Here is a 23255-nt window from a genome sequence, read left to right as displayed (position 1 = left end):
TATAATTTTTAAGAGTGACTAGCTACCAATGCAATTTCGAGCAGTCCGTTGATGGTTATATTTGATTGTAAATCTTGAGCAGTATTGAGGAAATTTTTGACAACTTGTTTGTCTTCTTCAAGTGCTTTGATCCGGTCGTCTATCTCTTTTGAATCGGTTTTATGGTCTAGTTCCCATTTTTGTAATCTTTGTTTTTGATGAAAATTTATTTTTTGGTCTAATAAAGCCATGACTACTTCCAGAGCTTCGGAAGGAGTGAAATCACCTTTTATCAATTGAATGTTTTGTGTGGATTTACCCAGTTTCATTTGTCCGTCTAAATTCATGGTACTGCTTTTTAAAGGTTTTGTTTATAAATCTGAGGCAAATTTAAGGGGTTGAATTCATTAATTTTTATTTATATTTATTATGCTATGTATAAAAAATATTTATGTATTATGATTTCTGAAGTTCATTTAGAGCTATTAGGCAGGCTGTCAGTATGGACTAGTAATTGTTCAATTCGTTTCAAATAAAATTTAAAATTCCACGGCCATTTTGTTTAAAAATTAAACATATTTCTTTTTGGATGTCGTAGTATTTCGGTACTATTTTGGGCTGTTTTTTTAGTCGAAAAGTGGGTTATTCGATTAAAATTTTTATCGAAAGGGATGGTGGTGTACTTTCTTCGTTTTTGTAAAATAAAAGTATAATTATCTGTATGAAGTGCTTCTTTTGATTTTTTGTTGCTTTATTTCAAACGTTTTAAGATAATGGATAAGAATATCATATTTATTATCGAAAATAAAATAGTCTAAATCTGTGCTGTACTTTGGTGACTTGCTGTAGAAAGAAAAAGGAGTCTTAAAATTGTAAAGCGAGCAAAATAAGTTGGAATTTGGTTCAAAACCGTTTTGGGTATCGTATATAGTGTACAATCGCAATTGATGTCTCCAAAACTTTTTAGTACGTTTGCGTTCATGTTATTGCAATTACAGTTATTTCACTGGTATTGCAAAAAGAATTACACTTAAAAAACAGTAAAAATGAGTACTACATTATTTGACAAAGTATGGGATTCGCACGTGGTGCGCAAAATTGAAGATGGACCAGATGTGTTTTTTATTGACCGTCATTTCATCCATGAAGTAACAAGTCCTGTGGCTTTCTTAGGTTTAAAATCTAGAGGTGTTACCGTTTTATATCCAGAGCGTACTTTCGCTACTGCCGATCACAATACACCAACTATCAACCAACATTTACCTGTTGAAGATGCATTATCTGCAAATCAACTTCAGGCACTTGAAGATAACTCAGCTGAATATGGTATCTCTCACTGGGGATTAGGGCACCAAAAAAACGGAATTGTACACGTTGTAGGTCCAGAAAACGGAATTACATTACCGGGTGCAACAATTGTTTGTGGTGATTCACATACATCTACTCACGGTGCTTTTGGAGCGATTGCTTTTGGAATCGGAACTTCAGAGGTAGAGATGGTACTTTCTACACAATGTATCATGCAACCTAAACCAAAGAAAATGCGTATCAACGTAAGTGGAACTTTGAGCAAAGGTGTGGGACCAAAAGATGTGGCACTTTATATCATTGCTCAATTAACAACTTCTGGAGGTACTGGTTATTTTGCTGAGTACGCTGGAAACGTTTTTGAAGAAATGACAATGGAAGGGCGTATGACTGTTTGTAACCTTTCTATCGAAATGGGTGCTCGTGGTGGTATGATCGCTCCTGACCAAAAAACATTTGATTATTTAGAAGGTAGGTTACATGCTCCTAAAGGAGAAGCTTGGACAAAAGCAGTAGCATACTGGAAAACGTTGAAAACAGATGCTGATGCAAAATTTGATACTGAATTAAACATCAAAGCTGAGGATATCGAGCCAATGATTACTTACGGAACAAATCCAGGTATGGGAATTGGTATTTCTAAAAACATTCCAAACGCAAACCAAGTTGAAGGTGGTGCTGAGACTTACAAAAAATCGTTAGCTTATATGGGCTTTAGCGAGGATGATGTAATGATTGGTAAAACAATTGACTACGTTTTCTTAGGAAGTTGTACCAACGGACGTATCGAAGATTTTAGAGCCTTTACAGAAATTGTAAAAGGTCGTAAAAAAGCAGACAATGTTACTGCTTGGTTAGTTCCAGGATCACACGTTGTAGAAGCGCAAATCAAAGAAGAAGGTTTGTTAGACATTCTTACTGAAGCTGGTTTTGTTTTACGTCAACCAGGATGTTCTGCTTGTTTAGCGATGAACGATGATAAAGTACCCGCTGGAAAATATGCAGTAAGTACCTCAAACAGAAACTTCGAAGGTCGTCAAGGTCCAGGTTCAAGAACTTTGTTAGCATCTCCTATCATGGCAGCAGCAGCAGCAGTTACTGGAAAATTAACTGACCCAAGAGAGCTTTTTTAAAAAGGCTTTTAGCTGTTAGCCCTTGGCTTTTGGCAAGGATGGGTTAATTTGATTATCCATTTGATTCGAAGCTAAAAGCCAATGGCCAATAGCTATTAGCTAAAAGAAAGATGCGAGATTACAAAAAATATACCGTTTGGCAAGATGGACATCAGTTAACGATGATGATTTATAAGCTCACAGCAATGTTCCCAAATGAAGAATTGTTTGGAGTTACAAGTCAGTTAAGACGAGCTGCAGCTTCTATCCCAACAAATATTGCTGAAGGTTCTGGAAGAGAATCGGATGCAGATTTTAGGAGATTTTTGGTAATTGCTCATGGCTCAGCGACAGAAGTTGAATATTTGATTTTTTTGAGTGTAGAATTAAATTATATATCTAAAGTGGATTTTGAACAATGCAATGATAGAGTTATAGTTTTGAGAAAACAATTGAGAAAGTTTATTGATAAATTAAAATAGGCGGTTGGCCTTTAGCGGTTGGCTTTTAGCTAAACTGCATTGCGCCAATACTAAAAAAATTGAATAAGCCAAAAGCTAACCGCCAAAAGCAAAAATATAACAGGCAATAAGCCAAAGCTAAAGCTCCGAGAGCCAAAAGCCAAAAGCCAAAAGCCAAAAGCAACATAAAAAATGGCATACGATAAATTTAATATCCTTACCAGTAGTGCAGTGCCACTACCTATTGAAAACGTAGATACAGATCAAATCATTCCAGCTCGTTTCTTGAAAGCTACGAAACGTGAAGGATTTGGCGACAACCTTTTCCGTGACTGGAGATACAATGGAGACGATACTCCAAAAGCAGATTTCGTATTGAATGATGCTACTTACTCTGGGAAAATCTTAGTTGGAGGAAAAAACTTCGGTTCAGGATCTTCTCGTGAGCATGCTGCTTGGGCAGTGTACGATTACGGATTCCGTGCAGTAGTTTCTTCTTTCTTTGCTGATATCTTCAAAGGAAACTGTTTGAATATTGGTGTTTTACCAGTTCAAGTAAGTGCTGAGTTCTCAGACAAAATCTTTGCAGCTATTGCAGCAGATCCTACTACAGAATTAGAAATCAACTTGCAAGAGCAAAAAATCACGATCAAAGCAACAGGTGATAGTGAATCTTTTGATATCAACGGATACAAAAAGAACAACATGTTGAATGGTTTTGATGATATCGATTACCTAGCAAATATCAAAGAAGATATTGTTGCTTTCGCTGACAAGCTTCCTTACTAAACAAAGTAAACAATTATTAGTTTTTAGTTATCTGTAATATTGTCTATTCAATTTGCATAATAATAGAAAATAGAACTCAATAGTATATAACACCCGACAGGAATTAAAAAACTTGTCGGGTTTATAAATAAATAGGAGCATGATTTTGGAAATGGCTATTCTACAAGTTAAAAAAGGTGAAGAAGTTAGTTTCGAAAGCGATTTTGTAATAGCAAGCCAATTCATACAATCGATTTCAGGTTATGTAAGTCATAGTTTGAGAAAATGTATCGAAGTAGAGAATAAATATTTGCTTTTGGTTGAATGGAAAAAACTAGAAGATCATACCGTTGGATTTAGAGAATCTGAATCTTATTTGGAATGGAAAAAATTATTACATCATTATTATGATCCGTTTCCAGTTGTGGAACATTATGAAATGGTGATGGAGAACAAAAAAGAGTTGTCTTAGGCAATAAAAATTGACACAAAAAAGAGGTTGATAACGATAGAATAATGGAGAAAAGAAAAATTGAAATAATGGATACGACGCTTCGTGATGGTGAACAAACCTCCGGAGTATCTTTTTCTGCTGCAGAAAAATTAACCATTGCACAATTATTACTAGAAGAATTGAAGGTTGATCGTATCGAAATTGCTTCGGCTCGTGTGAGTGAAGGTGAATTTGAAGGTGTAAAAGGCATTATGACTTGGGCAGAAGCAAAAGGATATACCGATAAAATTGAAGTATTGACGTTTGTAGATAAAGGACTTTCGATCGAATGGATGAAAAATGCCGGTGCCAAAGTACAAAATCTATTAACCAAAGGATCTTTGAATCATTTGGTGCATCAATTGAAGAAAACTCCTGAACAACACTTTGACGAAATTGCCGAAAGCATTGCATTGGCAGCCGAAAGCGGTATTGCAACCAATGTTTACCTTGAAGATTGGAGTAACGGAATGCTTCATTCACCTGAATATGTGTACCAATATTTAGATTTTATTAGTACCCAACCCGTAAAAAGAATTTTACTTCCAGATACTTTGGGTGTATTAATTCCGTCAAATACTTTTGAGTTTATTTCGAAAACAACTCAAAAATACCCAAATATTCATTTTGATTTTCATGCACATAACGACTACGATTTGAGTGTTGCCAATGTGATGGAAGCTGTCAAAGCCGGAATTCATGGTTTGCACGTTACGGTAAACGGAATGGGCGAGCGTGCAGGTAATGCACCTCTTTCAAGCACGGTTGCAGTAATCAACGATTTTATGCCCGATGTGACTATTGGTGTCAAAGAAACGGCCTTGTTTACAGTAAGTAAATTGGTAGAAACTTTTACAGGATATAGAATTCCAGCCAATAAACCAATTGTTGGTGACAACGTATTTACACAAACAGCAGGAATTCATGCTGATGGTGATAATAAAAAGAACTTATATTTCAATGATTTATTACCTGAGCGTTTTGGTCGAAAGAGACAATATGCACTAGGTAAAACATCTGGAAAAGCCAATATCGAAAAAAATCTACAAGAATTAGGTTTACAACTTAATAACGAAGATTTGAAATTGGTCACACAAAGAATCATTGAACTTGGTGATAAAAAAGAAACCGTAACCAAAGAAGATTTGCCATACATCATCTCTGATGTGTTGCACAGTCACACGTATGAGGAGAAAATTACATTCGAATCTTATGTACTGTCTCACGCCAAAGGGATGCGTCCGTCAACGACATTGTGTTTGAAAATGGACGGACAAGTTATCGAAGAACATGCACAAGGGGATGGGCAATTTGATGCTTTTATGAATGCTTTGGCCAAAATTTATAAAAGTAAAAAATTAGAATTACCAAAGTTGATTGACTACGCAGTGAGAATTCCTCCAGGCAGCAGCTCAGATGCCTTATGTGAAACGGTTATTACTTGGCTTTTTGAAGGTAAGGAGTTCAAAACTCGTGGTCTGGACTCAGATCAAACGGTAGCGGCGATCATTGCTACTCAAAAAATGTTAAACGTAATTAATTAAAGATAGATGCTAAGTTGCTAAGGGACTAAGTTTCTAAGATTAAAAAAAGAACTTAGAAGCTCAGAAAATCAGAAGCTTATAAACATTGATACACAAAAAAGTGTTGAACGTAATTAATTAAGGGATAGATGCTAAGTTGCTAAGTGACTAAGTTTCTAAGAGTAAAAAAACTTAGAAACATTGTTACTCAAAAAAATGTTAAACGTTATTAATTAGAAATAAATGCTAAGTTGCTAAGTGACTAATTTTCTAATATTTGAAAAAAAACTTAGAAACTCAGAGGCTTAGAAACTCAGAAACTTTAAAAAAAAAATAGAAACTTAAAAAAATAAATAATGAAATTAAATATCGCACTTTTAGCAGGAGACGGAATTGGACCAGAAGTAATTGATCAAGCAGTAAAAGTATCTGATGCAATTGCCTTGAAATTTGGACACGAAATCACATGGACACCAGCACTTACAGGAGCTTGCGCTATTGATGCCGTTGGAGTTCCTTATCCTGATGAAACTCATGAGATATGTTTGAAATCTGACGCTGTTCTTTTTGGAGCTATTGGGCACCCAAAATACGATAATGATCCAACTGCACCAGTTCGTCCAGAGCAAGGATTGTTGTTAATGCGTAAAAAATTAGGTTTGTTTGCCAATGTACGTCCTACATTTACATTCCCTTCTTTGTTGGATAAATCGCCTTTGAAAAGAGAGCGTATCGAAGGAACTGACTTGGTTTTCTTGAGAGAGTTAACTGGTGGTATCTACTTTGGTGAAAAAGGAAGACTTGACGGAGGTGAAACGGCTTTTGATAACTGTGTGTACACAAGACACGAAGTACAACGTTTGGCTAAGAAAGGTTTTGAATTGGCAATGACTCGTTCAAAAAAATTATGTTGTGTAGACAAAGCAAATGTACTTGAAACCTCTCGTTTGTGGAGAGAAACAGTACAAGCTATGGAGAAAGATTATCCAGAAGTGACTGTATCTTATGAATTTGTAGATGCTGTAGCAATGCGTTTGGTTCAATGGCCAAACTCGTATGATGTATTGATTACAGAGAACTTATTTGGAGATATCCTTACAGATGAAGCTTCGGTAATCTCAGGATCTATGGGGTTAATGCCATCTGCATCTATGGGAGATAAAGTAGCTTTGTTTGAGCCAATTCACGGTTCTTACCCACAAGCAACTGGACTGAATATTGCAAACCCTATGGCTACCGTTTTATCGGCTGCGATGATGTTCGAAAACTTCGGATTGATGGAAGAAGGTCAAGCTATGAGAGATGCAGTAAACAAAGCACTAGAAGCAGGAATCGTTACTGAAGACCTTGCAGATGGTGGAAAAGCACACGGAACGAAAGAAGTTGGAGATTGGTTAGCAGCTAATATCTAATATTCAAAATATATACTATTCAAAAAGCTGTCAATCGCAAGGTTGACAGCTTTTTTGTTTTTTTATCAGAAGCAGAATAGTTGTGCTATCAATAACGACTGTTCCCGCTCCCGACGCTTCGGGACACTACAATCTTGTGGGGAAAAACGAAATCCCCACAAGGATTTCCATTTCTATCGGGGCTAGTAATTAAGATTGTATTGCAATTTATGTTCTTTTGATCGGCTTTATGAAAACAACTCCTTCTTTACCATTTCATAATAACTATCGCTCACCGGAATTTGAATGGTTCCCAAAAATAAATCCCTGCTTTTTAGGCTGGTAACTTTGGTTTTGTTAACGATAAAAGAGCGGTGGACTCTAATAAATAGTGATGGGTCTAATATTTTTTCTAACGATTTTAACGACTGTAAACTCATTACTTTTTTGTCGGCAGTATAGAAAACAGCATATTCACTATCACTTTCGATATGGGTGATGTCGGCGTATTTTAATTTGAATAAATCATAACCCGATTTTACGGTGATGCTATCTTGTAGTGGAGTATTTGGGGTATTAATTTTTTGGACTGCTTTCAAAAAACGATCAAAACCAATGGGTTTTAATAAGTAGTCGGTCGCACTTAGTTCAAATCCTTCGATAGCGTAATCAGAATATGCAGTTGTAAATATAATTTTGCTAGTGGACGGAATCAATTTTGCAAAGTCAGTACCTTTGATTTGGGGCATCTGGATGTCTAAAAAAACAACATCAATAGTCTCTTTTTTAAGAAGATTTATGGCATCCAAAGGGTTTTCGAACGAACCAGCAACAGTTAGAAAATCTAATTTTCCGATATAACTTTCAATTAATTTTCGAGCTAGTTCTTCGTCGTCTATGACTATACATTTAAGCATTCGTTTCTATTTTTAATTCTACTTTAAAAGTACTATTAATTTCTGAAATGACTAAGGTATGTTTGTCTGGATATAATAAGTTTAAACGTTTTTTTACATTTTGTATCCCAATTCCTCCAACGGCATCTTGAACTTTCGGGCCTTTTCTAAACGTATTTTCAACACTAAAGAGAATGGTTGAGCCGGATGAATGGATACAGATTTTTATAAATGCTTCTTCAATTTTTTCGATATTACTGTGCTTGAATGCATTTTCGACAAAAGGAATTAGGAGCATAGGTGCAATCTGGATGCCTTTATTTTCGATAAAAAACTTCGTTTCAACTGGATATTTTTTACTGCTTTTTAATAAAAATAACTGAATAAAATCTTTAATGTAAGTTACTTCTTTTTCGATAACAACCATAGGCTTTTCGCATTCGTACAAAACATAACGAAGCATGTCTGACAAGTACAAGATACTCTGCTGTGCTTTATTCGAATCAATCATGGAGAGCGAATAAATATTATTGAGAGAGTTGAATAGAAAATGTGGATTGATCTGAGATTTCAAAAACTTCAGTTCGTTTTCGATATTTTCAGTTTTACTCAACATTAAGTCTTCTTCTTTTTTTTGTGCAAAAGAAAAGGTTTCTAAAAAAATAGCCAAAATATAGGATACACTTAGCATCAAAAAGTTAATTAACACAGGAGGTGGTAAACTGTTTTGCTGTGAGCCATGTAAGTTACCTCTCCCTGGACCTTCGCCTGGAGGAGGAGGAGGTAGCTCCATTTCTGGTCTTTGGCGTCGAATTCTACCATCGTTGTGAGGGTTCATAATACTAATAGAAATAAACGCTGAAACAATTAAAGCTCCTAGCGATATGAAGGTGAAAGCAAGATGCTTCTTTTTGAATAGAAATTTTGGAGCCAGTTGGTAAGTAAGTATAATAATTAGCACTGCTTGCAGTAAGTAGGCTAACCAATTTTCGCTAAAAAAATGCATGATTTCTCGCTGGTTAAGCCCAAGGATGATCCAAACGGCTGCCCACAAAAAAATCTGGAAAAGAGTTCTATTCAATTTTGTCATAGTACAAATAAATAAAATAAAAATGAATCCTTTTTTGAAAATGGGACAATTAATAGGCTGAAATTAAACATTTACTGATTGTAATACAATGTTTACCGATTAGTTTGGGTTATTGGTTGAATAAAAATTTCATGCTAAAATTGTTTTACGAAATTTGTCCTCAATAGTAACTTCAAAAACCAGAACTATGAAAAAAATAAGTATCCTATTAGTCTTAACAATGCAGCTATTCTTTGTGTCATCTTGCTCAAAAGAGGATGCAGTTGTAGATGAAGTGGCAGAAGTAGAAGCTGATGATACCGTATTTGAGATTCCGGACTGGACTACGGCAACACATAGTAAGAAAGCAGATCCAAATTTTGTCGAGATTTTTGATGACAATTCGGTAAAGCGATTGGATATTGTGATAACGAGTACACGTTGGAAAAAAATGTTAGCTGATATGACAGCTACTTACGGTACTTTTGGTAAAAGTTCTGGTGGTCCAGGCCTTGTGTCGTCAGATGAAGATCCTATAATGGTTCCTGCTGAGGTTTTTTATAAAGGGAAAGAATGGTATCGTGTAGGCGTGCGATTCAAAGGAAATTCTAGTTTGCAATCTACTTGGTCTAGCGGAAATTTAAAACTCTCTTTTAAATTGGATTTCGACGAATATGAAGAAACGTATCCTCAAATTGATAACCAACGTTTTTATGGTTTCAAGAAATTAAGTCTAAAAAATAATTACAATGACAAGTCTATGTTGCGCGAAAAAGTGGCTACAGATATTTTTAGAGCTTCTGGGGTTATAAGTTCACATGCTGCAATTTACGAGGTATATGTAGATCATGGTGATGGACCTACTTATTTTGGAGTATATACTTTGGTAGAAGAGGTTGACGATACACTAATTGATGAGTTCTCAAACAACGATGGTAATTTATACAAGCCAGATGGAACTGGGGCAAGTTTTAGTAATGGGAGTTTCACAGAATCTGTTTTTGTTAAAAAAACCAATGAAGATGCTGCTGATTACACTGATATCAAAAATCTATTCACTGCCTTACACGCTAGTAATAGAACAACGGATGCTGCCGCTTGGAGAACCAATCTAGAGTCGGTATTTGATACAGATACTTTCTTGAAATATTTAGCTGTCAACACCGTTATTCAAAACTGGGATACCTATGGTAGAATGACGCATAATTATTTTCTATACAACAATCCCGATACCAAAAAGCTATCTTGGATACCATGGGATAATAATGAAGCGCTACAAACAGGAAATCAAGGTGGTTCTTATGCTTTAAATTTTTCTGGATTAAATGCAGCTTCGTGGCCATTGATCGGGTATTTATATAATGATGCAACGTATAAGGCCAAATATGATACTTATGTAAAAAGTGTGATCAACAATGCTTTTAATGAAATGACCATGAAAGCTAAATACGCAGCTTATGGAGCGCTTGTGAAGCCATATGCAATAAAGGAGGTAAAGGGTTATACATTTTTGAATAGTACTTCTGATTTTCAAACAGCGATAGATGCTTTAAACGCTCACGTTACTTCACGTACTGCGGCAGTAAATGCTTATTTGAAATAAGTACAAAAGATTAACTACTGCAGGAATTTAAAGAGCCTAAGTTTTTTTAAACTTAGGCTCTTTAATTGTAGTAGGTCATTTTCTAATGGTAGTATTTCAGTTATTTATTTTATTTTCTATTGCATAATTGGTAAGATTGACCTTATACACTGATAACTATTGTCTGCTCACTGAATGTTTAAAAGTCATTTAATAAATTGATATACCTTTGTTTCTCTAAACAATTGATATAAAAATAAGTAGACTATGAAAAGTATAAAAATTATTCTAACAGTTATGATGTTTTCTGGATCAGTGTCACTTTTTGCACAGCCACAAGGCGGCCAAGAGGGTCAAAAACCACCAACAGCCGAAGAAGCTATAAAAAAGTTAGATGCTGATAAAGATGGTAAATTATCTAAAGCGGAAGTTAAAGGCCCGTTGAAAGATGATTTTACAAAGATTGATACGGATAAAGATGGTTTCTTGAGTTTGGACGAATTGAAAAAAGCGCCTAAGCCTGAGCGTAAAAAACCGACAGAATAGATTTTCAATACATGTCACCAAATTAAATTAACTAATCTAACAATAATGAAAAAATTGAATATAATTACAACAGGAATCAGTATGCTAGCTTTGGCAGTAACAATATATTCTTGTTCAAGCTCTAGTGATTCATCTTCTACTGATACGTCGACTGATACATCAACAGCAACTTTAAGTACTGCTTTTGCAGAGTTTAGTTCCAATGTTACAGTAACCAAAAGTGGTAGTAATGTTACCTTAAAAACAACAGGTTTGCCAAACCATAAGTCACCTTATTGGTCAAATACAACCGCTAGAACAACAGACGGAATTGCAACTGCTGCTTCTGCTACAAATCATGCTTTGTTTGAAACTCCCGAGGAAAATGGTGGCACAACTACTTATGCCAACATGGCGCCAGGAAATATTGATAATTTTACAGGTTCATATTCGCTAACAGTGCCAGTATCACCATCAAAAGCTTCTAGTACATCTGCTACAGGATTGGGGGCAATTGGAATTGCGATTAGTGGTGCTATGATCTATAACGACGAAGAAGGCCCTGGAATTGCTTTAAGTGGAGCTGTTGGCTCACTTGATGTTTGTGGTGCGCATACTGGTCCACAGAGTTATCACTACCATTTAGAGCCAAAAAAATGGTCAAATGATGATGTTAAATTAATTGGAATCATAGCTGATGGTTTCTTTTTGTATGGTAGAAAATGCAGCTCAACAGGAACTTATCCAGCAGATCTAGACTCGTCTGGAGGTCATACAAGTACGACTCAATTTTCTACAACTGCCGTTTATCATTATCATATCAAAAATGAATTATACCTTTCTAAATATTATATCTTATTCCCAGGTGATTATCAAGGAACTCCAAAAACAATTCAATAGTAAATTTGCAATTGTTGTGCTTGCTTTTTGTTTGTTTTCTTGTAAGCATAACGGAGAAAACCTTTTAGGTAGTAACGTTGCTATTTTAAAAGTAAACAAAGAAGATTTACAACTTCTACCCGAAAAAGGGCTTGTCTTTTATAAGAGCAAGCCTTTTACAGGTGTTTCGCAACAATTTTATGAAAATGGAAAGTTATCCGAAATAGGTACTTTTAAAGATGGAATAGAAGATGGTCCTTATAAAAAATGGTTTCCAAATGGATTACTTGGTTTCGAATCCAATTATGTAAAGGGGACTATTGATGGTGTTAGTAAAAGTTGGTGGAATAATGGTAAACTCCGTACAAAATCCAATTTCAAAATGGGAGTTGGTGATGGTGTTCAGATGCAATACTATATTTCAGGTAGCAAATTCAAGATGATTACCATTAAAGACGGTCAACAGAATGGCATGCAAAAAGCATGGCGCGAAAACGGAAAAATTTACAGTAATTATGAAGCCAAAAATGGTCGAATTTTTGGTTTAAAAAGAGTAAACTTGTGTTATGAATTGGAAAATGAAAAAGTTAAGGAATAAAATGGTAATTGTTTTTATACTTACAGCTGTTTTTGTGAGTTGCAAAGGGAAAAATGATGAAGTTGAAAGTCGCGTGGCGAGTTTGCCTTATTACAATGATCCTGCATTTACACCTCATTGGCTAAGTCCGCAGAGTGACTCGTTAAAAACGTTTCATAAAATACCTGCTTTTAATCTAACCAATCAGGATGGCAAATCAGTAACAGATAAAACTTTTGATAATAAAATTTATATCACCGATTTTTTCTTCTCAACCTGTCCTGGAATATGTCCAAAGATGACTGCGAATTTAGCTGTTGTTCAAGAGGCTTTCAAAAACGATGACAGTGTACTACTGTTATCACATTCTGTAACTCCAGACAAAGATTCGGTTCCAGTTTTAAAAGCATATGCCAATGAGAAAGGGGTGATTTCAAACAAATGGCATTTGTTAACAGGGAAAAAAGAAGAAATTTACAATTTAGCTCGAAATTTTTATTATGTAGAAGAAGATCAAGGGGTGAAGAAATCAATTAATGATTTTTTGCATACCGAAAATTTTGTTTTAGTAGATAAGAGTAAACACATTCGAGGTATATACAATGGGCTTAATGCTGCGTCAGTACAACAATTAATTGCAGATGTAAAGTTGCTCGAAAAAGAAAAATAGGCTATAAATTTTGGTTGGTTAAGGAGAGGGTTAAAAAGTAATTTTTCAATCCTCTTTTTTCATTTACAAAAACATCCAAGTTGGTTTCTATTTGTGGGATGCTGTTCTTTTATCAAAAAGCAAAATATTCTTCGGGACGAAAGTCGCACTTTAGTAAAGGAACGAATACCTTTTAACTTATTTTAATGCTGATTCACCGTAAACTTTCGGTCATTCGCAGAAAACCTTGAATTGCAAGTATATAATTAGTTAAATTTATACTTATAAAACATTTTAATTTCAAAATAATGAGAAGTGAAATATTGAAAATAGTTGTTGGTTTTGTATTGTTTTTAGGGGCAGGAAATTTATTTGCACAGCCCAATGACAGACCAGAGCGCAGAGCTAGGCCAACGGCAGAGCAATTGATAAAAGAAATGGACGCTAATAAGGACGGGAAACTTTCGAAAGCAGAATTAAAAGGACCGATAAAGGATGATTTTGCTAAGATTGATACTAATAAAGATGGCTTTTTAGCACTCGAAGAGTTGAAAAAAGCACCAAAGCCAGAACGCAAAAAACCAACAGAATAATAAATTAACTTAAATACCTCAAACAATGAAAAAATCAAATGTAATAATTACAAGTATAAGCATTGTAGCTTTAGCAATAACTACTTACTCTTGTAGTAGTAGCGATGACTCTTCTAGCGCCGCAACAAATACGTCAACCACAACAACCACAACAGGGTCAACTACGGTACCTACCGTTTTTAGTTCTAATTACAAGTCAGCAGTAACTTTGTCTAGTACAGGAACTACAGTAACCATGAAGTCCAACGGAACTCCAGATCACGTTACACCGTATTGGGGCGTTGGAAATGCTTTATATGAAGCACAAACAACTGGGCAAACATTGACTCCTGGTAGTCTTGTAGCACAAGTATTTTCGATGACTATTCCAGTAAACCCAGTCGAAGCTAGCTCAAAAGAAGCGACCTCTCTCGGGCCAATTGGTATGGCATTGAATGGAGTTGCAATATATAACGATCGCGAAGGTGGAAATGTACAGGTTGACGCAGGAACTTTAACAACTTTTGATAGAGCAGGTGCGCATAGTGGTCCTGGAGGATTGTATCATTACCATTTTAATGGTGACTTTACATCCGATGATGATGCAAAATTAGTTGGTTGGCTAAGAGATGGGTTCCCTATTTATGGTAGAAAAGACAAAGACGGAACCTATCCTTCTACTTTGGATACAAATGGCGGGCACGTTGGTGCGACGACAGAATACCCTAATGGAATTTATCATTACCATTGTTCGAATGTGAATTATATGAGCTCTGGATTTTACATATTAAAAGCGGGAAGTTATCATGGTACAAAAGGCACATTTACTTTTTAAGTTTTATTTTTTATTGATTATTGCGATTTATACCACGAGTTGCAATAAGAAAACTAAAGACGAAGGCGTAATACCTTCGTCTTTAGTTGTTGCTACGAAAGGAATCCCAAAAGATACTATTTTGGTTACTGACCCTAATTTAACTTTAGGAAACGGAATTTATTATTTAAATAAGAGGGTCTATTCTGGTTATATCAAAGAGATGTATGCTGCAAACCAAGTCAAATGTGTTTTTAGTTTTTTGAACGGACAACAACATGGTTTGAGTTTGTCTTATTTTCTTGATGGAAAACTAAAAGAATCCCGTTCTTATAAACTAGGAAGGTCATATGGTAGATCATTTGGATTCTGGGAAAACGGAAATCCAAAATTCGATTTTATATACATAGACGATAGTAGAGAAGGATTGCAAAAACAATGGTATGAAAGCGGAGGGAAATATTCGTTCTTGACTTTCAAAAATGATAGGGAAGAAGGTATGCAAAATGCTTGGCGCGAAAACGGAAAACCTTACATCAGCTACGAAGCTAAGGAAGGACGTCGATATGGTTTGCAAAAATCCAATTTGTGTTATACGCTCAAAGATCAAAAACTCAAAGAAAAGTCCAAATGAAATTAAAATATTATATCATCGCATTGCTGGGAGTTGTGGTAATTTCTTGTCAAGAAAAAACTAGAAAATTACCTTATTACAACACATCCGATTTTGTACCCTTTTGGGAAACTCCAGAAGCGGAAACGTTTCATAAAATCCGTCCTTTTAATTTGGTAGACCAAGAAGGGAAAGTATTTTCAGAGAAAAATCTAGAAGGAAAAATAACAGTGGTAGATTTTTTCTTTACCAGTTGTCCTGGGATCTGTCCAAAGATGACCAAAAGCATGTCCAAAATTCAGGAGGAGTTTAAGAATGATAATCAGATACAGTTGGTGTCACATTCGGTAACACCAGATAAGGATAGTGTTACTGTAATGGCGGCTTATGCCAAAAAGAACAGCATACAATATAATAAATGGAAACTACTTACTGGGGACAAAGATGAGATTTATAATTTAGGTCGAAAGTTTTATTTTGTCGAAGAGGATTTGGGTGAAAACAATGACAGCTCCATTTTTTTACACACAGAGAATTTTGTGCTAATTGATAAAAACAGAATGATTAGAGGTATTTATAATAGTCTTGATCCAAATAGTATGCAAGCCTTGGCAGAGGATATCAAAGTGCTAGAGGAAGAATAAGCGGGTAGTAGTAAATAGTTTTTATTTTTCTATCTAAGGTACAGGAGACTTTACAGCAAATAAAAAAGGGTGTCAAAATAAATTGACACCCTTTTTATATATTGTAGAAAAAAATATTAATATCCTCCTCTGTTTCCACCACGGTCATTTCCACCTCGGTTTCCACCACCACCATAGCTTCCACCACCACCGCTACGGTTGTTGTTGAAACTTCTTCTTTCGCCTTCTGGTTTTGGCTCAGATTTGTTAACTACGATTGTACGTCCTTGAACAGTTGCTCCGTTCAATTCGTCAATTGCTTTTTGAGCGTCATCGTCACTTGGCATTTCAACAAAACCAAATCCTTTGCTTCTTCCTGTAAATTTATCTGTGATAATTTTAACTGAATCAACTGCTCCGTAAGCCTCGAAAGACTCTCTTAAATCTGCTTCCTCAATACTGAATGGAAGGCTTCCAACAAAAATATTCATATGTGCTTATTTATAATAATAGAGCAAATGTAGTTTAAATATTTTCTAATCTACTATAAATAAGGTTATTTAATAAATAATTTTTAATTGTTGAGCGATACTTCTTGGTAAGTCCATCAAGAGTAAATCATTAGGGAGCTTTACGGTGTTACGGGAACTTTGTAAAAAACGCCTTGCTGAAAATTCACCGTCGCCTCTGTAAGAGTATTTACAGTGTTAAATCGAAAGGTACCTGATATAGTTTTGTTCAAAACATCATATTCGGTAATAGTAATTTGTCCGTTTCCTATATCTGTTCCGGTAGTGTATAGGGTTGTATTTGGCTCTTCGTCAATTTGGTAAGAAGCAGTATTGAAATCGTCTTCCCCCAAAAAATAAGTAGTAAGTGCTGTATTAGGTGTTTGTAGGATAATTTTTTCTTTTGTTGTATAAGCCGTAATAGTTAGTTCGCTACTTGCGTTTACAGTGGCGGTTGTTGTAATTGATCTCCAAAAAACGTTGTCTTTCAGTCCTTGAAAGGAAGGATTGTTAAACTGTACATTTTCTTCGCAAGAGATGAATGCCAGGGAAATAACGATTAAAAGAAAGATTTTTTTCATGAACTGTTTTTTTAGACAAGCAAAAGTAAAACATTATAGGTGTAAATCAGAATAATAAACGAAAAAAGTGCGTTTTATAGTCGTTTATTTATAGTTGCATTCAATTGGGATTTCTAAAATAAAAAGTATATCTTTGCGCCCTTAATTAATAGAGGTCGAGTACCTCAAAATTTAATCACACGATTATGTCAGTAAAAATTAGATTACAAAGACACGGTAAAAAAGGAAAACCTTTTTACTGGGTTGTAGCTGCAGATGCACGCTCAAAAAGAGATGGTAAATACTTAGAGAAAATCGGTACTTACAATCCAAATACAAACCCAGCAACTATCGACTTGAACATTGATAGTGCAGTAAAATGGTTGCACAATGGTGCTCAGCCAACTGATACTGCAAAAGCAATTCTTTCTTACAAAGGAGCTTTATTGAAACACCACCTTGATGGAGGAGTTCGTAAAGGTGCCTTGACAGAAGAACAAGCAGATGCTAAATTTGCTGCATGGTTAGAAGCTAAAACAGGAGTTGTTGATGCTAAGAAAGATGGTTTATCAAAAGCGCAAGCTGATGTTAAAGCAAAAGCTTTCAAAGCAGAACAAGATGTTAACGCAAAACGCATCGCTACAGCTGCTCAGGCAGAAGCTGATGCTATTGCTGCTGCTACACCTGCAGAAGAAGTTGCAGAAGTTGAAGCTGAAGAAGCTCCAGCTGCTGAAGAATCTAACGAAGAAACTCAAGCTTAATTATACTGCGATTATGCGTAAAGAAGATTGTTTCTACTTAGGTAAAATCGCTAAAAAATTTAGTTTCAAAGGGGAAGTTCTTGCCTATTTAGACACGGACGAACCAGAGTTATACGAAAACTTGGAATCAGTGTTTGTTGAATGCAACAAACACTTGATTCCTTTTTTTATTGAGAATAGCTCTATTCATAAAAACGATTTTTTGCGTATTCGTTTTGAAGAAGTTAAAAACGAAGAAGATGCCGATGCCATTATGGGTAATGAGCTTTTTCTTCCATTAAATATGTTGCCAAAACTTAGTGGTAACAAATTTTATTTTCACGAAGTTGTTGGTTTCGAAATCGAAGATCAACGATTAGGTATTTTTGGTGTGATACAATCTATCAATGATACATCTGCTCAACCACTATTTGAAGTATTGAATGGTAATGTGGAAATATTAGTTCCAATGATTGACCATTTCTTGGTTAAAGTGGATCGCGAAAACAAAAAAGTCATCATGAACCTTCCAGAAGGTTTGGTGGAAATGTACATTTAAAATATAGCATTCATTTTACGGTTTTTAATGTTCAGTTTATGCAGATTGTGTAATTGGACCAAATAGAAATTGGAGGTTAAAAGTTAGACTTTAGAAGTTATTTGTAGTGTTAAAAGCTGCAACATATAATGATCTGAAATCGCTTTAATCCTAAATCAAATAATCCTAAATCCTAATTCTCTGTGTTTCAATTCAAGCAATTTTCTATCGAGCAGGACAAAACAGCTATGAAAGTCGGCACCGATGGTGTTCTTTTGGGGGCTTGGGCACCTATTGATCATCACCCTTTTAGTGTTTTAGATATTGGCGCAGGAACAGGGTTAATTGCCTTGATGCTTGCACAACGTACAACTGCAGAGCAAATTGATGCTTTAGAAATTGATGATGATGCGTACGAGCAAACGGTTGGTAATTTTGAGAGTTCATCCTGGGCTGATCGATTGTTTTGTTATCATGCAGGTTTGGATGAGTTTGTAGACGAGCCCGAAGATGAGTATGATTTAATAGTTTCTAATCCACCTTTCTATAGCGAAGATTATAAAACTAATGATAATCAGAGAGATTTGGCACGTTTTCAAGACGCAATGCCTTTTGATGAATTGGTTGAGGCAGCGGATTTATTTTTATCTGAAAATGGTGTTTTTGCGGTTATAATTCCGTTTAAGGAAGAAACGAAATTTGTGGCTTTGGCTAAAGATTTTGAATTATTTCCATTTAAAATCACTCGTGTAAAAGGAACGCCACAGTCAGAGATTAAAAGAAGTTTGTTGGCATTCGGTCGTGATGCGGCTTTAGAACCACTGGTTTCTGAACTGATAATAGAAAATAGCAGGCATGATTATACAAGTGATTATATTGGATTGACCAAAGAATTTTATTTGAAGATGTAGATCTTAGCTCTGATTGCCCCGAAGTGTCAGTGGCGGGAATTAGCTCCAAATAAATTTTATCAATGAAGAAATAGTTAAAACTAATGTAAGAATGGTGTTTGATTTGGATTTAATTTATAAATTTGTAGTTCAAATTAGTAATAACATAAAAATTTTGCTCCAATATACTGTTGGGGTTAACATATAAAATAAAAAAATTATGGCATTAGCAATAACAGATGCTACTTTTGATGAAGTAGTTTTGAAGTCAGACAAACCAGTTTTAGTAGATTTTTGGGCAGCTTGGTGTGGACCATGTAGAATGGTTGGACCAATCATTGAAGAATTAAGCAATGATTACGAAGGTAAAGTTGTAGTGGGTAAAGTAGATGTTGATGCAAATCAAGAATTTGCTGCCAAATACGGTGTAAGAAATATTCCAACAGTATTAGTTTTCCATAATGGAGAAGTAGTTGGTAAGCAAGTAGGAGTAGCTCCTAAGCAAACTTATGCTGATAGTTTAGACGCTTTGTTGTAATCGTAAGATTATAATTTATATAAAAAAGGTTTGACGTTAGTCAAGCCTTTTTTTGTGCTTGATTGTTGCTAGTATTAGGAGATTTATAAATATTATTTGGGCGTGCCCCGCAAAAAAAGCGCGGGTCAGGCTGTTCGCTATATCTTTTTTGGGGCATAAAAGCCCCAAAAAAGGATGCCGCCCGAGGCTTCGGGGACATCCTTCACGCAAACTCAAACCGACTAAGATATGGTGTTGCATCGTAATTTTCATTTCCAAAATATATGTTATAGTGAAAGTTTGGTTATTATTTTTAATACATTTGAGATATGAAAGTGGAATCACAACTAGATAAAGTAGCTCGTTTTCAACATTTGGAGCTTTTGGCCAATCAAATTGTTGAGGGCTTTATTTCGGGTATGCACAAAAGTCCGTTTCATGGCTTTTCTGCCGAGTTTGCAGAGCATAAACTATATAATGTTGGCGAGAGTACACGACATATCGATTGGAAGCTTTTTGCTAAAACAGATAGGCTGTATACGAAGCGTTTTGAAGAAGAAACAAATTTGCGGTGTCATATAGTTTTAGATAACTCCTTATCGATGCATTATCCTGCATTACAATCAAATCAAAATTTTTATGAAAACAAGATTGGTTTTTCAGTCTTGGCTTCTGCTGTGGTGATGCATTTGCTCAAAAAACAACGTGATGCAGTTGGTTTAAGTATCTTTTCAGATGCGTATGATTATTATGCTCCAGAAAAAGGTAGTGATCGGTACCATCGTATGATTTTGAGTCAGCTCGAATCGGTTTTAGAGCATCCAAAAGTTGCGCAAAGCACAAATACGGTAGCCTTGCTGCATCAAATTGCTGAAAAAATGCACCGCAGGTCGATGATTATTCTTTTTACAGATATGTTTCAGTCTGAAGATGAAGAAAAGTTGTTTGAGGCTTTGCAACATTTAAGGCATAATAAGCATAAAGTGATCCTGTTCCATGTTGTTGATCGAAAAAAAGAGCTAGAATTTGATTTTGATAACACTCCTAAAAAATATATTGATGTAGAAACTGGTGAGGAAGTCGCTCTTTTTTCTGATAATGTACAAGAAGTGTATAAAAAAGAGGCCGAATCATATTTTAATAAAATAGCGTTAACCTGCGCCCAAAACCGAATTCGGTATGTTTCTGTAGATGTTGGCGATGATTTCGAAAAAATAATGCTAACTTATCTTGTTGAAAAACAAAAGTTTGGATAAAAGTTGCTATTTATTTTAAAAATAATTGCGAAAAAAGCTTGTAGAAACGGAATTCTATTGTATCTTTGCCACCGCAATAGCGCAGTTGGTTTGGTAGTTCAGTTGGTTAGAATACCTGCCTGTCACGCAGGGGGTCGCGGGTTCGAGTCCCGTCCAGACCGCGAGTATTGGGAAAGCCTTTCAGCAATGAAGGGCTTTTTTTTCCCAATAGGAGCGAAAATCAAAGTCGTGTTGCAACTAGTTATTTAACTGGCTAGGTTGAGAAATAAATTTGTGACAGTTTATTTCAAATAAAATAGAATTATTGAGTCCTTAGTTTTAATAAAGCTTTTAAGTGAATAGAAAATTAAGATTTATATATTGAGTGGGTTTGGTAGTTCAGTTGGTTAGAATACCTGCCTGTCACGCAGGGGGTCGCGGGTTCGAGTCCCGTCCAGACCGCGAAATTGAGAAAGCCTTTTAGAAATAAAAGGCTTTTTTTCTCAAATAGCGTATCAAAAATTAGTTGTGTTGCGATCAGTCTAGTTAACTGATCCTGGTTTAGTAGTTAGACCAATGAAAAGCTTTTCACTTAATTGTGAATGGCTTTTTTGATTTTAGGGCAGTTTTGTTCCTGAAGTACTTGCTCACTTGAGTAAGAATAATTTGTTATGCAGACTTTCTTTGCCCTTTTTTTGGATCATTTCTTTGTATGATGTAGGCCGTACGAGTGTATTAGTGCTTTTTATTGTTAATTTTATACAAATAGAATCTCTCATTTTCATCTGTTTAAATGGTTCCGTGTAGGTTAATAGCTTAAAAATCAATCAATAACACACTTTAACGATTAATTTTGCGTTTTGTCGAGTAATAATCTAACAACGTATTGTTTTTGTTCGTTAATTTGTTATAGAAATGTTAATCCAAATTATACCCATTTTTAACCTTAATCTAACCTATTTAAATTATGAAAAAATTATCCTTTTTGGCATTGTTAGCTATTGCGTCATTCGCGAGTACAGCAAATGCTCAAACTTCTGCGGCTACAACTACCAATGCAGGAGCAGTATTACTTAAGGCTATGACATTGTCCCAAACAGCACCTTTGCATTTTGGATCGAATGTTTTGGTGACGAACGCTGGTGGAACGGTAGTTCTTCCTTCTAATTCTAGTACGCGCACCTACACGGGCGGGGTAGCAACTTCGGCCGCAACACCAACGGCCACAAATGCAGCTTACAATGTAACAGGAACTGCATTAGAGACGTATGCATTGACATTGCCTACTACAACTACTGTAACACATACTACTGTAGCATCGGGAGTTTATCAAATGGATATCACAGACATGAAAGCGCGTTTTAATGGAGCTGGATCAGATGCGGTAACTAGTACATTAAGTTCTTCTGGAACTGATAGCTTTACACTTGGTGGTACCCTTACTGTACAAGCAAGTCAGATCGGTGGTGTTTATGCAGGAACTTTTAATGTGTCTATTGATTACAATTAAAATTAAGATACAAATCTGTTTAAAAGCCCATTTTTATGGGCTTTTTCTTTATAATTAATTATATATTTGCTACTCGATAAATAGATTATTATGACATTTAAATTACAACTTTTTCTATTGTTTTTTACAATTGGTATGTGCGGAGAAGTGTATGCCCAGGGTGATTTATTAATTACGCCAAATCGCGTAATTTTTGAAGGAAGGAAACTAAAAGAAGAGCTTAATTTAATTAATTCTGGTACAGAGACGACGACCTTCTCTGTTTCTTTCGTACAAAGACGAATGAAAGAAGATGGCAGTTTTGAAGTAGTAACTACAGAACAAGATGGGCAGCAATTTGCTGATCCATATTTACGCATCTATCCACGTCAAGTGACTTTACGAGCGGGTGAGGCACAAGTAGTCATGCTGCAATGCAGGCGCAAACCAGATATGGAGGCAGGTGAGTATCGCTCGCACTTATACTTTCGATCAGAAAAAAATTATGAGGCCTTAGGAACAAAAACTAAAGATACCTCTAGGGTAGTATCGGTTAATTTGATTCCGATTTTTGGTATGAGTATTCCAATAATCGTTCGTTCTGGAGATACGAAAGCGATTGCTTCTATCACCGATTTAAAATTTAACAACCTAAAAGAAGAATTAAGTCTTTCTTGTCTATTGAAACGGTCTGGTAATGCTTCTGTTTATGGCGATCTTAAAGTAGAATACATTTCTGATCGTGGAAAGATAACTGAAATTGGTGGATTGAAAGGAGTGGGAGTATATACTGAAATTGATAAGAGGACCATTCGAATACCTTTAGAAAAAAAAGCCACTTTGCAATTTGATAAAGGGAAACTCAAGGTGAGTTATACTGCCAGAGCTGATGCTCGTAGTCCTGAAGTATATGCAGAAGCTGTACTACAATTGTAAATTATTT

27 protein-coding genes and 2 tRNA genes are annotated in these 23255 nt (G+C 35.5%); 24 read left to right on the top strand and 5 right to left on the bottom strand.

Going from position 1 to position 23255, the window contains the following annotated elements; all coding sequences use genetic code 11:
• Positions 1 to 8: 8 nt before the first annotated feature.
• Positions 9 to 326: a hypothetical protein gene (locus FFWV33_RS02645; RefSeq protein ID WP_108739466.1), complete on the bottom strand. Its 318-nt coding sequence runs from the start codon at positions 324 to 326 to the stop codon at positions 9 to 11.
• Between the two features lie 699 nt (positions 327 to 1025).
• On the opposite strand from FFWV33_RS02645, the gene leuC reads away from it, so the two are divergent.
• From leuC to leuB, 6 genes are all read left to right on the top strand, one after another.
• On the top strand, positions 1026 to 2420 hold the full coding sequence (gene leuC / locus FFWV33_RS02640; protein ID WP_108739465.1) for a 3-isopropylmalate dehydratase large subunit: 1395 nt from the start codon (positions 1026 to 1028) through the stop codon (positions 2418 to 2420).
• Between the two features lie 110 nt (positions 2421 to 2530).
• Positions 2531 to 2881, top strand: coding sequence for a four helix bundle protein (locus tag FFWV33_RS02635; protein WP_108739464.1), 351 nt, complete (start codon positions 2531 to 2533; stop codon positions 2879 to 2881).
• A 171-nt stretch (positions 2882 to 3052) separates the two neighbouring features.
• Positions 3053 to 3649 carry a 3-isopropylmalate dehydratase small subunit gene (gene leuD, locus FFWV33_RS02630; RefSeq protein ID WP_108739463.1) on the top strand — a complete coding sequence of 199 codons (597 nt, stop codon included), beginning with the start codon at positions 3053 to 3055 and terminating at the stop codon, positions 3647 to 3649.
• A gap of 139 nt (positions 3650 to 3788) precedes the next feature.
• A complete protein-coding gene (locus FFWV33_RS02625; RefSeq protein WP_108739462.1) occupies positions 3789 to 4100 on the top strand; it encodes an antibiotic biosynthesis monooxygenase family protein in 312 nt (103 codons plus the stop codon).
• A gap of 44 nt (positions 4101 to 4144) precedes the next feature.
• A complete protein-coding gene (locus FFWV33_RS02620) occupies positions 4145 to 5665 on the top strand; it encodes an alpha-isopropylmalate synthase regulatory domain-containing protein (RefSeq protein WP_108739461.1) in 1521 nt (506 codons plus the stop codon).
• A gap of 335 nt (positions 5666 to 6000) precedes the next feature.
• On the top strand, positions 6001 to 7056 hold the full coding sequence (gene leuB, locus FFWV33_RS02615) for a 3-isopropylmalate dehydrogenase (protein WP_108739460.1): 1056 nt from the start codon (positions 6001 to 6003) through the stop codon (positions 7054 to 7056).
• Between the two features lie 227 nt (positions 7057 to 7283).
• On the opposite strand, the gene FFWV33_RS02610 is transcribed toward leuB, so the two are convergent.
• Positions 7284 to 7952, bottom strand: coding sequence for a LytR/AlgR family response regulator transcription factor (locus tag FFWV33_RS02610; RefSeq protein WP_108739459.1), 669 nt, complete (start codon positions 7950 to 7952; stop codon positions 7284 to 7286).
• Positions 7945 to 9021: a sensor histidine kinase gene (locus tag FFWV33_RS02605; protein WP_108739458.1), complete on the bottom strand. Its 1077-nt coding sequence runs from the start codon at positions 9019 to 9021 to the stop codon at positions 7945 to 7947. The genes FFWV33_RS02610 and FFWV33_RS02605 overlap by 8 nt, the downstream gene beginning before the upstream one ends.
• 187 nt (positions 9022 to 9208) lie before the next feature.
• Between FFWV33_RS02605 and FFWV33_RS02600 the strand changes: the two genes are divergently transcribed.
• The 9 genes from FFWV33_RS02600 (at position 9209) to FFWV33_RS02560 (ending at position 15855) form a co-directional block, all read left to right on the top strand.
• Positions 9209 to 10603, top strand: a complete 1395-nt coding sequence (locus tag FFWV33_RS02600) for a CotH kinase family protein (protein ID WP_108739457.1) — start codon at positions 9209 to 9211, stop codon at positions 10601 to 10603.
• Positions 10604 to 10849: 246 nt separating this feature from the next.
• Complete coding sequence (locus tag FFWV33_RS02595; protein ID WP_108739456.1) at positions 10850 to 11128, top strand: EF-hand domain-containing protein; 279 nt, start codon at positions 10850 to 10852, stop codon at positions 11126 to 11128.
• Between the two features lie 45 nt (positions 11129 to 11173).
• Positions 11174 to 12007: a YHYH protein gene (locus FFWV33_RS02590; protein ID WP_108739455.1), complete on the top strand. Its 834-nt coding sequence runs from the start codon at positions 11174 to 11176 to the stop codon at positions 12005 to 12007.
• Positions 11973 to 12584, top strand: coding sequence for a toxin-antitoxin system YwqK family antitoxin (locus tag FFWV33_RS02585; protein ID WP_245891637.1), 612 nt, complete (start codon positions 11973 to 11975; stop codon positions 12582 to 12584). The genes FFWV33_RS02590 and FFWV33_RS02585 overlap by 35 nt, the downstream gene beginning before the upstream one ends.
• Entirely contained in the window at positions 12565 to 13233 is a 669-nt protein-coding gene (locus FFWV33_RS02580) for an SCO family protein (protein WP_108742434.1), read from the top strand. The genes FFWV33_RS02585 and FFWV33_RS02580 overlap by 20 nt, the downstream gene beginning before the upstream one ends.
• A gap of 287 nt (positions 13234 to 13520) precedes the next feature.
• Entirely contained in the window at positions 13521 to 13805 is a 285-nt protein-coding gene (locus FFWV33_RS02575) for an EF-hand domain-containing protein (RefSeq protein WP_108739453.1), read from the top strand.
• A gap of 25 nt (positions 13806 to 13830) precedes the next feature.
• Positions 13831 to 14619: a YHYH protein gene (locus FFWV33_RS02570; RefSeq protein WP_108739452.1), complete on the top strand. Its 789-nt coding sequence runs from the start codon at positions 13831 to 13833 to the stop codon at positions 14617 to 14619.
• Positions 14591 to 15232, top strand: a complete 642-nt coding sequence (locus FFWV33_RS02565) for a toxin-antitoxin system YwqK family antitoxin (RefSeq protein ID WP_108739451.1) — start codon at positions 14591 to 14593, stop codon at positions 15230 to 15232. The genes FFWV33_RS02570 and FFWV33_RS02565 overlap by 29 nt, the downstream gene beginning before the upstream one ends.
• Entirely contained in the window at positions 15229 to 15855 is a 627-nt protein-coding gene (locus FFWV33_RS02560) for an SCO family protein (RefSeq protein ID WP_108739450.1), read from the top strand. Before FFWV33_RS02565 ends, FFWV33_RS02560 begins: the two co-directional genes overlap by 4 nt.
• A 116-nt stretch (positions 15856 to 15971) precedes the next feature.
• On the opposite strand, the gene FFWV33_RS02555 is transcribed toward FFWV33_RS02560, so the two are convergent.
• A complete protein-coding gene (locus tag FFWV33_RS02555; protein WP_108739449.1) occupies positions 15972 to 16325 on the bottom strand; it encodes an RNA recognition motif domain-containing protein in 354 nt (117 codons plus the stop codon).
• A 140-nt stretch (positions 16326 to 16465) separates the two neighbouring features.
• Positions 16466 to 16924 (bottom strand): DUF6252 domain-containing protein, encoded by a 459-nt coding sequence (locus FFWV33_RS02550; protein WP_108739448.1) that lies wholly within the window; start codon positions 16922 to 16924, stop codon positions 16466 to 16468.
• 185 nt (positions 16925 to 17109) lie between these two features.
• Between FFWV33_RS02550 and FFWV33_RS02545 the strand changes: the two genes are divergently transcribed.
• The 9 genes from FFWV33_RS02545 (at position 17110) to FFWV33_RS02505 (ending at position 23248) form a co-directional block, all read left to right on the top strand.
• Positions 17110 to 17664 (top strand): 30S ribosomal protein S16, encoded by a 555-nt coding sequence (locus FFWV33_RS02545; protein ID WP_108739447.1) that lies wholly within the window; start codon positions 17110 to 17112, stop codon positions 17662 to 17664.
• A gap of 13 nt (positions 17665 to 17677) precedes the next feature.
• Positions 17678 to 18202 (top strand): ribosome maturation factor RimM, encoded by a 525-nt coding sequence (gene rimM / locus FFWV33_RS02540; protein ID WP_108739446.1) that lies wholly within the window; start codon positions 17678 to 17680, stop codon positions 18200 to 18202.
• Between the two features lie 182 nt (positions 18203 to 18384).
• Positions 18385 to 19092: a tRNA1(Val) (adenine(37)-N6)-methyltransferase gene (locus tag FFWV33_RS02535; protein WP_108739445.1), complete on the top strand. Its 708-nt coding sequence runs from the start codon at positions 18385 to 18387 to the stop codon at positions 19090 to 19092.
• A gap of 199 nt (positions 19093 to 19291) precedes the next feature.
• Positions 19292 to 19609 (top strand): thioredoxin, encoded by a 318-nt coding sequence (gene trxA / locus FFWV33_RS02530; RefSeq protein ID WP_108739444.1) that lies wholly within the window; start codon positions 19292 to 19294, stop codon positions 19607 to 19609.
• 308 nt (positions 19610 to 19917) lie between these two features.
• Positions 19918 to 20844 carry a DUF58 domain-containing protein gene (locus tag FFWV33_RS02525; RefSeq protein WP_108739443.1) on the top strand — a complete coding sequence of 309 codons (927 nt, stop codon included), beginning with the start codon at positions 19918 to 19920 and terminating at the stop codon, positions 20842 to 20844.
• An 87-nt stretch (positions 20845 to 20931) separates the two neighbouring features.
• Positions 20932 to 21005, top strand: a tRNA-Asp gene (locus FFWV33_RS02520).
• 206 nt (positions 21006 to 21211) lie between these two features.
• Positions 21212 to 21285: transfer RNA gene (locus tag FFWV33_RS02515), tRNA-Asp, on the top strand.
• Between the two features lie 505 nt (positions 21286 to 21790).
• The gene (locus FFWV33_RS02510) at positions 21791 to 22333 is read left to right on the top strand and encodes a DUF4402 domain-containing protein (protein WP_108739442.1); all 543 of its coding nucleotides are present in this window, start codon (positions 21791 to 21793) and stop codon (positions 22331 to 22333) included.
• A 90-nt stretch (positions 22334 to 22423) separates the two neighbouring features.
• On the top strand, positions 22424 to 23248 hold the full coding sequence (locus FFWV33_RS02505) for a fimbrial biogenesis chaperone (protein ID WP_108739441.1): 825 nt from the start codon (positions 22424 to 22426) through the stop codon (positions 23246 to 23248).
• The last annotated feature ends 7 nt before the right edge of the window (positions 23249 to 23255 follow it).

This window comes from Flavobacterium faecale (genome assembly GCF_003076455.1).
Lineage (GTDB): Bacteria > Bacteroidota > Bacteroidia > Flavobacteriales > Flavobacteriaceae > Flavobacterium > Flavobacterium faecale.
The sequence above is the reverse complement of the archived record's forward strand: the minus strand, read 5'-3'. Positions and strand labels throughout refer to the sequence as shown.